The organism is Chitinophaga oryziterrae (assembly GCF_009758125.1).
Lineage (GTDB): Bacteria > Bacteroidota > Bacteroidia > Chitinophagales > Chitinophagaceae > Chitinophaga > Chitinophaga oryziterrae.
Genome location: NZ_WRXO01000003.1, coordinates 737,025 through 749,613, shown reverse-complemented (window position 1 = coordinate 749,613; position 12,589 = coordinate 737,025). Strand labels below are relative to the sequence as shown.

The following is a 12,589-nucleotide window of genomic DNA, read 5'->3' as shown; positions in this document are numbered from 1 at the left end:
ATCGGATAGAAATCCCGACCTTTTTTATTAAACCACCCCTTGAACAAAACCGGTTTGGCTTTAATTAGTTGTTCATCTCTTCTTCCAACTTTTTAATAGAATTATCGATCATCGATAACTTTTCCTTCACCAGACGGGTATGCGGATAACTTGTAATCAGCTCTTTCAGCAACTGATATGCTTCTGTATTATTGCCTGCATTCAACGTCTTGGCTGCCCGCTGAAATAAGGTTACGGCGGATTCCTGATCAGGGTCTTTTACCGGGAAGTTTTTATAAGAGAATTCATCCCATAACTCCGCTGTCCAGGGCCAATGCTGTTGCAGCAAATCCTTATTCATATTTTTTAGTACATCCGGATACTGCTTGCCATTAAATGCCGGATTGAACTCCTTCAGCTTTTCGCATACACCTGCATACACAAGCGTAGCGGTATCTGCGAGCGCCTGCGGTATGGGTTTGCCATTCAGCAGACTAACATAATCATTCCACCTTTTCCAGTAGGTATATAACATACGGTCGCGCAATGCATTGTTTGCAGGCAACTGCTCTATACTGTTTTTCAACAGCAATAAAAATGCTTCGAATTGTGCGATGTCCTTATAAATGAATTTCGCCCAGTTACCACTGCTGTTGCGGAACAAATGCTCCAGCACAAGGTATTGCAAGGTGCAGGAAGCATCTTCAGTGGTGACCGGTTTACTCAAAGTACGGGTGACCAGATCACCTGGTTCCACGGTGAATATCAGCTGCGCTAAAGGCCATTGCGCATAAGGACAGGTCCATCCGGCGTATTCCCAATCATTGAGGGTGGTGATACGTCTTTTGGAATGAATGTCCGGCACATTGTACTGCCTGTAGCGGTCGAAGTTCTCCTGTGTAAAAAGGCTCACCAGCCGCTGGCGGTATTCGAGGTCCATGAAGCCGGTTTTCTCCAGGTATTGACGCACTTCCCAGATACCGCTATGGTCCTGTGCATGGAGGATATAATCCAGGCTCACTTTCACCAGCTCCGGTGTTACGAGTTTCCCCTGCTGCATAATGCCCAGCAACAGTTGGATCAGTCCTACCGATTTGGGCATACGCAACAGTATTTTATATAATTCGGAGATCTCACTCTTTTTGATGGTACGGTTATTCCATGCCTCCGTAATCAGGTTTTTCATTCCCAGGAAAGAGGAGGCACTACCGTCTGTGAGCATGGCGTTTTTGAAGGTAGGCAGGAAGGCCCCCGTCTGATCGCTTTTATCTGCGTTTTTAAGCAGCCAGTTTGCGCCTGTTACAGAAACGAGGTAAGGTAACCCCGCGCGGAGTTCCGCGTGCTGGTCGGCCAGTTTGCCGATCATCTGTACCCAGTCGTGCAGTGGTTGTTGCGGATAAAAGGCGATGTGACGATATAGTACGCGTAACAATGCCGGCGCAAGCTGACTAAAATCTGTTTCCAATGTTTTAAGTACACCGTAAATGCGTTCCAGCTCATAGACATCTTTGGCCTGGTCCAGCATCAGTTCCAGGCTTTTCTTCAAGGCCGGGTCATTACTGTAGGCGAATGTCTGTAAACGTGCTATTACATATTGTTTCAGGTCTTCCGGATACCAGGGGCTTTCCAGTACTTCACTGAATAATTGCAGTAAGGCATGTCTATTCTCATTATTTGCCACTACCTGGCATACTGCATATACCAGCTGCATTTTCAGCTGATGGTCTGTTTCAGTAACCGCCAGTTGTACCAGTTTATCGTCTGTCTGTGCAGATTTACGACCGGTATTCAATATCACACCCACCTGCGCATAACGCAATGCAACAAGAGGTTCTACGCTGAGTGCCTGCATCAATACAGGCTCCAGCACACCCTGCCATTCAGAGAATTTGTTCGCCAATAATGGTAAAGCCGCCTGCCGCACATAAGGATTAGGATCTTCCATCGCACAGGTGATCAGTTGCAGCATGTTCGTATGCTGTAACAGCGACAACAGATTGATCTTTAAACCCGCAGATTTTGTTTGGGTAAACAAGTTGACAAAATCTTCCTGTAATCCCGGATTGGCTGTAAGACGTTCCGCAACAAGTGTCAGCAGCATTGGCTGATCAGGCATTTGCTGCAGGGCGGCAAACAGGTGCGTAAAGAGCGCCGCATCTATCCATTGCAGGCCCGCCAGGAGTTGAATAATGGCGTCCCGCACCGGCAGAGAGCTTTCGGTAGCCAGTGCTTCCGCGATGGAAGTCAGTACTTCCGGTAGCAGGAAAGGCATACCCGCCAAAGATCTTACCACCTCCAAACGCAGGGACTCCTGTTCCAGCGGCCCCAGGAAGTGCAGCATCATTTGTGCAGGATGCGGATGTATTAATTGCTGTATGAGGCCCAGTAAGGGACGTCTGCACACAAAAGGCGCCAGCGGCAGATAAGTGTACAACGCGGCGATGGTTGCCTCTGTTTTGTACACCACGCTCTGAAGGCCCTGAATGCTGGCTAATTGCACGTCTGTGTCCATGTCATAGACAAGCGTGAGGGCCAGTATCTCCTGTATCTCATGATTATGCGCCGCTATGGCAGCCAATCGTTTCACCGCGGTATAACGTATATCACGTTCCGCATCCAGGCAGGCGATGGACGCCAGGGTATCGATATAGGATTGATGATTTTTTATGCGTGCAATGTCAGTTTCACAAAGCATTTGCAGCATAGCACGTTTCACCTCTTTGGTCTCTTCCGCACGCGCAGCTTCGGACAGTTTGGTAATACCGTCTTCTGATTCAAGGAAAGGACGTAAGTCTGCCAATGCTTTCAGGCGATCACCGGTACTACGTTCTGCTGATATAAGTATGTCGAATAAAGCAATGTCTGTTGCCATATTTTTATTTAAAATGATGGTTAAAATTTAATCCGCAAATCCAGGGCCTTCTTCCACTTCTTTCGTTGGTGGAGGCGCAGATGTCCGGACAAGGGTATCGAAGTCAATACCGGCGCTGTAACATGCCTCTTTGAGTGCATTCTTAAAGGCGGAGTCTTCCAGCACGCCCGGCAGCTTCGCTGCATCTTTGAGTAAAGAGGGTACAGGCTCCCAGGTATTGTTCACACTGAGGTATTTCAGGAATGGCAACAGGCCGTTGACTGTTTGCTGTTGCAGCATACGTTGCCTGAATTCCGCTTCCAGTGCAGGACCCCAGACGATTCTCAACAACTCATCGAATTGTATGAGCTTAATATTATTACCACGGGTTTCCAGCAACTGCCATAAGGCGGGTTTCAGTTCCGGTGCATGAGGATTGCTTTTAATGATCAGCAGATAGTGATAGAACTTGCCTTCATAGCCGAGATCCGCCTGTAATAACTTGTTCATGGCATAACGCACCAGTTGATCATCGATCCCGTCATTCACCATCAGAAACTCCAGGATATCCACATCAGATACGTTTTGATAATACAGACTGTTGGCATTGGCCGGGTTCAGACAGGCATACAGGATTTTTTTGGCCATCTTCGGGTTCTCCTCGTAAAACACCCAGAGGTGCGGGAATATCCCATCCGTTTCATGCGAGACATCTGCCTTGTATAACCATTGGTCCCAGTTGATGCTGGAACCACCTGTATGTGCGATCGCCTTTTCCTGTACGTAAGTGGCGATGCTTACCATCTGATCATTGGCGTCATGGTCCACCAGCCGGGTAAAGATCTGCACGGTTTCAGCCGGCAGCAGAGGGATCTTACTGATTTTACGGGCGAGGTTTATCCGCAGATCGCGGTTCAGTTCCTGTTGTAACAGGACAGACGCCGCTGCTGCTACTGCACCGGAATTTTCGGGCGTGAGTGGTATCATATTGATACCCCGTATCGCCCATTCGCGGATAGCGGGAGAGGGAGCCTGCAATGCTTTGAGATAGAAGTCGTTCCACTCCCCTCCTTCATTCATTGCTGTGCTGATCGCTTTTAAGATCACTGCTTTGGCATCATCTCTTTGCTCTTTATCATATGCCGCAACGAATTTATCCAGGAAGGATATGTTTACCGGCACCTGTTTACCAAGAATATCATAGATCCCAATGGCCACATTTGCCTGCAAAGGCTTATCCAGCAAAGTCCATAAGGCTTCTGACAGGATAATATTATTCACGGAATAAGGGGCCAGCAGTTGTAATAACTGCAATGCCATCTGTACATTTTTCTCCGCCAGCAGGCAATTACAGAGGTATTCAATATTGGCAGGGGTCAGCGAAATGCTGTAAGTAAATATCATCATGGCTGCCTGCCGCACCGCTTCATCAGGATCTGACTGCAATGCTTTCAGCAGTGTGTCCATGACCGCGGTATCACTGATAGGATGTACGGCCAGCAATTGTATACTGAATCTGCGTACGCCGGGGTTCTTATCGGAACGGACCAGTTCACACAGCGGCTCAGGTAATACAAGGGAGCGGTCCAGGCAATAGCGCAACACCATCTCCTTGATCACGTCCGGTGTGATGGGTTGCAATAACCCGGCTATCTGTTCGCTGTCCATTTTATTCTGTAATAACAGGCGATTGACCAGCACCAGTTTATTGACAGTATCTGTCTCTTCCAGTACTTCCCGGTAAAAGGTAATGTCTTCTTCACTGGCCTCTACCGGTATCAGTAACCAGGAAAGGATCTGGCGGCGGGTATCGGCGTTATTATGTTCGCGGTAAAAGTCCATGAGCTTTTGCCGCGCAGTAAGATTTGTGATGGAGAATCTTCCCAGCAATGGTAAAATGATGTCTCTTGATTCATTCTGCTGTAAAGTATCGGACAACAGCTGAATGAAGGCCTCCTTATCCGGGATAGGCTGTAAGCCACCCGCTGCAAGGCGTTGCAACATATCAGCCTGTAAACGTGTATCCGTCTCCGCTGCGATCAGGCCGATCCATTTGCCGATCACTTCCGGATCGTTCAGATAGGTGGCAGCAGAAGAAAGCAGGTTGTATTTACTGTCCGTATCGGAAAGCGGCACCATGTCCATCATGAGCAGGGCCTGTTCCCGGGTGTTGGTCCTTCTTGCTTTGATCTCTTCAGTTATTTGCATATCTCGTTTTTTTCGACAATCAGTTGTTATCAGCTATCTGACGTAAAATAGTAGGGTCTTGTATTTCATTGTCCCGGGCCAGCAGCAGCACTTTAGAGAGTAATTCTGCGGTACGCGGATCATCATCCATAAAAGGAAGGAATAACCTGCCCCTGTGCTGTGAATGCACCGGTAAGATAGATAAATAACCAGATAGCACACGATGCACAACTGCACTTCCCAGGTGCACACTGTATTCACCCAGCGAGCCTTTTATCAGGGCATGACTACCTTTCATGGTTACATTATCCAGTTTAAATAATCGCAGGGTTTCTTTCAATAAAACACTGCGCATTTCAATAGAAGAATGACTGGCTTCGGGATCTACACCACCGGCATGGGCCACACTCACTACGAGGTCTATATCCCGCATAACCTCACTGAAAATGCGTGGATGTACTTTATCGAAAGGCACATTCTTAAAGGTTTTCAAATCCATAAACGCCAATGTCTCCAGGGTGGGGTTTTCCATCTCAGCCGGAGAGAACCAGTCGGCCATAGCGTACATACAGGCAGCGAAACCTTCTTTATGGTACACCTTCTGCAAGCCCTGTTCATAGTTTGTTTTCCAGCCACGGGAACGCAGCAGCGCCAGTGTTTGTTTAGGTTGTACCTGGTGACCGGCATAACGTCTGGACACTGCTACTTCCTGACGCTCATCATCAGTGATCAGATACAATTCGCGGAAGATCTGTTTAAAAGGCTGTTGCAGTTTCTTATCAAAGGCATAATGCTGGTAAGCAGACCAGGAACCAGTGCTGTAAAGGTCCGTACAGTGCGCAATGCGTAACTGATCTTTATCATTGAGTGCAGACACTTCCCCATCCGCATTCACCAGTGTACCATCGTGGTAAAAGCCATGCTTTTCTTCTGATATGAATACCAGCTTTTCAAGATGTTTCGCAATGACAGGGTGTGTAAATAATTCCTTTACTTCACTCATCAAAAATAAATCCCCTCTTACCATGGCTTCTTCCAGTCCTATACGGGAACGACGGAACTGCTCACGTAATGTTTTCTTAAAGCCATTCAGTTCCTCTATCTTTTTATCTTTTTTATATTTAGATGGAATATCCTTCAGGACTTTATCTCCTTTAAAAGATACTACGTCTGCTTCTCCCTTTTCATCAATGATCAATCCTATCAGCACATCATCATACTGCACCTGTGTTTCTTTGGAGAGGATAGCCTGTACCTGTTTTGTTTCCATTGCCCAGGTAAGCCGTATCGGATCGGGATACCCGGCATTACGGGCCAGGTTTTCCATAGAGATCTGTATAGATAAGGCTTCGGAGCTTTGCTTCTGTGCGCCGAATTGTTTGCTCTCTTTTTTAAACTGTTGCAGGAATTCGTAGCGGGCCAGGATATCCTTTGCTTTATTGGTTTTATTCAGTGGAGCCAGGCCGTAAATGCGTACATAATCCTGATCGCGTTTAGTCATTATTTTCTCTGTAACTTCTTTCAGGTTTAATACGCCTAACAATACATCCGCATAAATACGTGCGCGGCGATGTCCGTTACCGTCCGTAATGTATTTCGCTGCGTCGTATACCATGGGCCAGTGTTCAGCGCCTATTTCCTTATATGCTTTCAGGAACCATTCTTTATCTACCGCACCGTTCTTGAATTCTTCTACATCCAATGAAGAATAACGGGCTATTGCGCTTTCTGTGATTGAATTCACTGATTTATAGCCATCCGTTTTAGTATGTGCGTGCATCCACCAGATGGCGCTGTCAAGCCCCTTCCAGCCCAGGTAATTGCTCACAAACCATTGCCATTGAGGAGCGTACATAGCGGCATCTATCAATCGCTGTTCATTGGCCTTTATCTGTTGCATGGCTGCATTAAACTGCTCCTGTGTATCGGTAGGTAATGCCAGACACTGTTTAAGTAAATCACTAAAGGAAGAGGTTTTACCGGCATCACCACCACCCCAGTAATAGCCTTTCCGGAGGGTTGTTTTGCCCAAACCGGCAATGATCTCTGCAAAACGGTTTACGCCAAATAGAGACTGGATCTCTTCTGCTATGAAAGTTACAGATGTTGGCAGATCTCCTCTTTTCAATTCTATATCGAGTACATGATTACGGGCCTTTTCAAAAAGCGGTTGCAGGAAAGGGAAACGACCCATATAGTCAAACTCCCGTTCATTGCGCCTGGGCGAAGATAATAAGCGCATGTGTTCAGGTTCCATGATACCACGCAACAGATCAGGCTCTCCGATGATTCCTTTTTCATATGCACGGCAATAGACCATCAGTGGCGTAATATTGTGGGGGATGCTTTCTTTCAGTCCGGAGAATTGTCGCCAGTGATATAAATTCCAGCAACTTGCAACCAGTTCGTCCGGCATTGTTTCCGGCTTTACCAATTTGAGAAACAGGAACATACCGGGCAACTGCTGCCAGCCCTCGCGGTAGTCCTGCGGCCCGTCTGCCTTTGTCCCTTTTTCCAACAGTTCATCTCCCAGGGAAGCGAACATACGGGTAGTAGCGCCTAATGCAAATTCATCCGCATTCTCAAACGGGCTATATATGCTCAAAATACTGAGCAGGGCCATGATCGGATTACTATACCTGTTTAGTCTCGAATAGTGGCCCGATATAAATTCCTCTACAGCCGGTAGTTGTTTTGAAAATATTTTAGCATAGGCATTGAAAGGCTGGGTAAAAGCCTGTATCATCAGGAAAAGATCTGAGGGTGTTAAAGCCCACTTCTCATACCAGGCCTGCCATACTTCGTGTAAAGGAATTTCATCCTTCACCAGCGTATCTCTGCGTGAGAGATGATACTGTAAAGCATTCCCCAATAATACTTTACTGCGGACACCATCATATCCTTCTTCCTCGTATTCTTCCTCCTTATGTGCTTCGAATAGATCACACAGTTCAGTGATGGCTTCTCTTAAAGTTTCCATCGGTACGGAAAACGCATAAGGGTATTTCGCCAACATTTTTTCATACAGGTTATTCCTGTCTATCACCGGATCTATAACGGGTACACACTGTTTAGGATCAAATAATCCATAGCCGTTTTCAGCAGATGTATCGTTCGTTTTACTGCCTTCTCCCAACTGCGACAATAGCACCTCTTCTTTGGATGAAATGCTTTTCCTTTCCCTGAAAGCCGTGATCCATACTGCACTTTCATTGGCCAGGCGGTTTTTCTTTTTCAACTGTATCAGCATATCCAGTGCGGCCATACGCTGTTCTGCATCTCCTTTTAAAATTTCCTGTATAACAGGTATCAGGGCTTTATCAGTTTGACGCAACAACAGGGAAATGATATTTCCCCGGAACTCTGCGGCTTTTCTTTTCAGTAGTGCGGGGAAGGTAGATAGTTCTTCGGTGGTAAACTGTGTATGATATAATACCTTGTAAGCAGTATCGAATTCAAATCTGTCTTTCAGGATCAGCATTGCATACTTGTATTGAAAATCCGTCAGGCTGCATTTATCACCCGTCTTGAAAGTAACGTCATAAGCAGCGTATTCAGGCAATACCCTTATCGTCAGCATTCTCTTCATCAGGCTGTCCATCTCATCCATGTAACCGGTCAGGATATCCATTCTGTCGGGGTATTCACCCACCAGCATGATCATGGCCATTAAGATCCTGCTACTGGAGAATTCTATTTTTAACCAGGAGAACACTGCTCCGGGGAAGGTTATTTCCTTTACCGTTACCCGTTTATATACTTCGTGCAGTTTATGGAAAAGGTCGGGGTAATGCTGGTTGTAATAATTCGCATTATCACGTATACCGATGGTGCTATGCAGGGCATTTACAGCCAGTGCCAATGGCATCAGTTCTTTATCATTCAGCGCTGACAGGTGAAGGGGAAAACTGATTTCATTTAAACGGGTATTATCTGCAAACAGCAAGGCCAGTGCACGTTTCTGTACATTTCCTTTTTCGTATAGCTGTTTCAGATAAGGTACTGTTTGCTGTACATCATATACTCCCTGTGCCCACAATCCCATGAACACGTCTGCATTATTATCCGATTTTAAAGCTGCAGGAATGAGTCCGGGATATTCGAGGTATTCAATCGCCTTCTCCATGAATTTCTTCACCGCAGGTTCGCGTTCACTCTCCCAGCCCATACCTACCCACACATCTATTGCACGCACGACGGAAGAGAAACGTACCAGGTCATTGTCCACTATCACGCGCAACAGGTGTTTCATCGCACCAATGCTGGTTTCGTCCAGCGATTCCAGGATCACCTGTCGCAGCCCTTCCTGCCGTTGTGCAGAGAGCAGCAACTGTTCTATCAGTTTCCAGGCTTCCGGTTTATCACTATTCAGCAGTGCTTTTATAATATTCTGTGTAACCTTTCCTTCTGCATCTTTATTGTAAATGATATCTTCCAATACCTGGAAGGCATCTGTATTCCCCATATCCACAGCGGCCGACCATAACCTGAAAATCTCCGGGTTCCTTTCTGCCATTAAATAATTGTAGCGGATCTGTTCTACAATTGTAAGGTCATAAAAGATGGTGATGTACTCGAAATTTTCATCGTGCGACTGCCTATATGCCTGGGGTAGTATGTGAATGAGATTATTGATCTGTCTGGCCAGATAGTTATGAGGTGTATTGGGCGAACGGAAAGACCGGCGCGCATACCCTTCCTGGTACATCTGGTAAGGCGCCTGTTTCCAGGCATAGCGCATATAGGCCGCTTTTTCTGCTCCGAAAAAGAACAGCAGCAGGTTATAATTCTCTTCGTTATCCCAGTGCTGATCGCCCAGTAGCTGGGCTATACGCTTGTAGCGTTCGCTATGGCGATCTACGGGCCATACCGGCCAGCGGCGGATATCTCTTCTCCGGGATTTTTCTTCTGCATCGTTCAATAAGAGTAGTCCCAGTTCTCTGGCATTGGCGGAGAGGGCTAACTTATTCGATTTCAGGGCTTCAGCATAATTTTCTAAGGGGTTTGGGATTACCTTAGCGTTCAGAACTTCTTTCTGCATAAAATAGAGGTATGGATGAATCTACCAGTAACTACCGGCAAGAAATGTTAGACGGATAAAGGTAACAATAGTATCTTCCTGTAAATGAATGACTTGTTCAGATTTCGTATACTCCTCCTCATTGGCAAAAATAACAAATAATCCGTCTTGAAATGCCAGCAGGGCGGTTTTAACTGCTGCTGACGGATCGGCTTTCGTATCATTATACACATTACCGAAACTGATTTTGCCGGAGACCTCCTGATCCAGCAGTGGCAGGATAGTCGCTTCGTTGGGTCTGTTGTTAAATTCCCTCACCTGCTGCATTACTACGGCATTGATCAGTTGCGCCACAGTAGGGGCTTGCCCGATATCCTCAATCTCTATTACCCGCTTGTCGATTAAGTCCCTTTTACGGCCAAGCTGTTTGGCTTTGACGGTTAATTGCATAGGATGTGCTAAAATGCAATAGCAAAGTACTGAATAGGATTTAAACAAACAAGGCACAAAAATAATTACAATCTCCACGTGGCATACACATACAATCGCTGTTGTGAAGGATTTGTATAATACTGGTAACGTATACCCGCTGCCGGTCCTGTACGTACTCTGCCCAGTTGCAGATCTCCAAAGAAACCAGGGTTATATTCTGTAAACCAGGATTGTTTACTATCCAGCTCTCCTGTAAGTAAAGTCGCATTACCACCATTTGCGTTTTCGGCGAGGGTATTCAATGTATGTTTAACGCGTGAGCTTAGATTTACGTTCGCCATCATCCCTACACCTACCCCTATCCAGCTATTCAGATTATACCTGAATTGCAAAGGCACTGCTTCAATGGTTACTACACGTACATTTTCATATTTATCACGATAACGCACTTTATAACCTGTACCGTTAATGACAGTATCTCCTCCTTCCCGGCGGCCCAGGTATTGTGTATATTCATTGAAAGCACTGGCGTATAATTCCAGTTGCAGGTACTGATGATGCGGTGCATAGGGAGAAAGACTGGCCCCTATCGTAAACCCTTTATCGCCCGTTTTCCAGCTTCCTGAAGTTCCCAGCCTGCTGGTATACCCCATGATGATCCCAGGGGAAATGCCGGGTATAAAACGGGCGGTAGAACGATTGGTCACCACCGGTTCATTGTGATCGAAGACAATCGCAGCCCGACTGGTAAATGGCTGTTTGGCCGGCTTACGGCTAAAGTGAATGGTGTATTTGATAAACCCTTTGGTAGAATCTTCATCATGCACGCCATCCTGCTGCATGCCCGGCAGGTAGATATTGCGTAAAACGAAATGCACGCTGTCTTTTGTCCTTACCGTATCCACACAGCTCTGATGCTCGTAGGCTTTGGCACAGGGGATACATTTAGGCTGAATTTCCACCAGGTCTACCGAGCCACCATCCAATACATCCGGGATACGGATACCTACATCTACTTTAGAAGCAGGGCCGGTACCGGTGTTCTGGAATTGTATCTTATAAGTGAGTGTTCTCTTTTTACCTGTAAAGCGGTAGTTCATGTGCCGGTTGCGCATAATCATGCGGTTGGGATCATGAGAGGCTACTATGGGCAGTTCCAGCACGTATTGTTCCGGTTCTGCGGAAGGATCGTCGGGGATGAATAAAGCGGTGAGGTTTACGACGGCATTGGTATCTTTCACCATCTCCGGCGTGGTCTGCAGGGAAACGAACATAAACTGTTCTGCCCCCGGCAGGATCTTTTCCATACGCCATACATGGTTCTTACGGAACAGGTGCATCTGGTCCATTACCATTGTCTTTACCTGCTGGTTGCGGAGCGGGTTGGTGATGACATCTTCATCCGCCGGGCCGTTCTTCGCCAGTAACAGCGGCATGTTCAAGGGCTGTTCCTGCATGTATGCCCACATGGAATCTGCGGGGATATCCCTTTCCTGGTGATGGGAACGGACTTCCTGCCAGGCAAAGTTATCCTGCTTAAAATCCTTATCGTTGTACAGCAACATCAGCGATCCACCGCTGACTGTCTGTTGGCGGTATCCTATCAGCAATACCATTTCCTCTCCTGCCCTGGGCATCCTGTTCACTTTCATTTCAATAGCGCCACCGCCTTTAAAGAATCCGGAAGGCGTAGCAGCATCCGCGAAGGACTTATTTTTGATCCTTACAGGGCGGGGCCTTGTTGGCGGTGGTTTTCCATCGTCATAATTATTGGTCGCGTATAATCTTATTTCATAATTCCCGGTATCGCTGTAAATGTGCTGAGGTGTTTTTTCAAAGCTGAAAGTACCATCTCCGAATTCCCAGAAGTAGGAGTAAAAAGGAGAAGGAGCGCCTGCGATAGGCCGCAAGGCACGTAAATCAGATGAAAACTCAATCTTGTTATCTGTCTCCTGCGTATTCACCTGAGCAGGTATGCTGTCTGTCGACTGCGCATAACTCTTCACACATATTATACAGAACAGAAGGAACCAGTATTTCATAGTGCTACATTTACTATTGGGATCTATAACACAAGGTAATATAAATCCTTAAATATAATAATTATCCATATAATTAAA

At 46.5% G+C, this 12,589-nt stretch carries 5 protein-coding genes; all 5 read right to left on the bottom strand.

Annotated elements, in window-relative coordinates; genetic code table 11:
- Positions 1-64: 64 nt before the first annotated feature.
- Positions 65-2,851 (bottom strand): hypothetical protein, encoded by a 2,787-nt coding sequence (locus tag GO495_RS14850; RefSeq protein ID WP_157300483.1) that lies wholly within the window; start codon positions 2,849-2,851, stop codon positions 65-67.
- A gap of 27 nt (positions 2,852-2,878) precedes the next feature.
- Positions 2,879-5,038: a HEAT repeat domain-containing protein gene (locus GO495_RS14845; RefSeq protein ID WP_157300482.1), complete on the bottom strand. Its 2,160-nt coding sequence runs from the start codon at positions 5,036-5,038 to the stop codon at positions 2,879-2,881.
- A 19-nt stretch (positions 5,039-5,057) separates the two neighbouring features.
- Positions 5,058-10,058, bottom strand: a complete 5,001-nt coding sequence (locus tag GO495_RS14840) for a DUF4132 domain-containing protein (protein ID WP_157300481.1) — start codon at positions 10,056-10,058, stop codon at positions 5,058-5,060.
- 21 nt (positions 10,059-10,079) lie between these two features.
- Positions 10,080-10,487 (bottom strand): hypothetical protein, encoded by a 408-nt coding sequence (locus tag GO495_RS14835; protein ID WP_157300480.1) that lies wholly within the window; start codon positions 10,485-10,487, stop codon positions 10,080-10,082.
- 65 nt (positions 10,488-10,552) lie between these two features.
- Positions 10,553-12,511 carry a PKD domain-containing protein gene (locus GO495_RS14830; protein WP_157300479.1) on the bottom strand — a complete coding sequence of 653 codons (1,959 nt, stop codon included), beginning with the start codon at positions 12,509-12,511 and terminating at the stop codon, positions 10,553-10,555.
- Positions 12,512-12,589 lie beyond the last annotated feature (78 nt).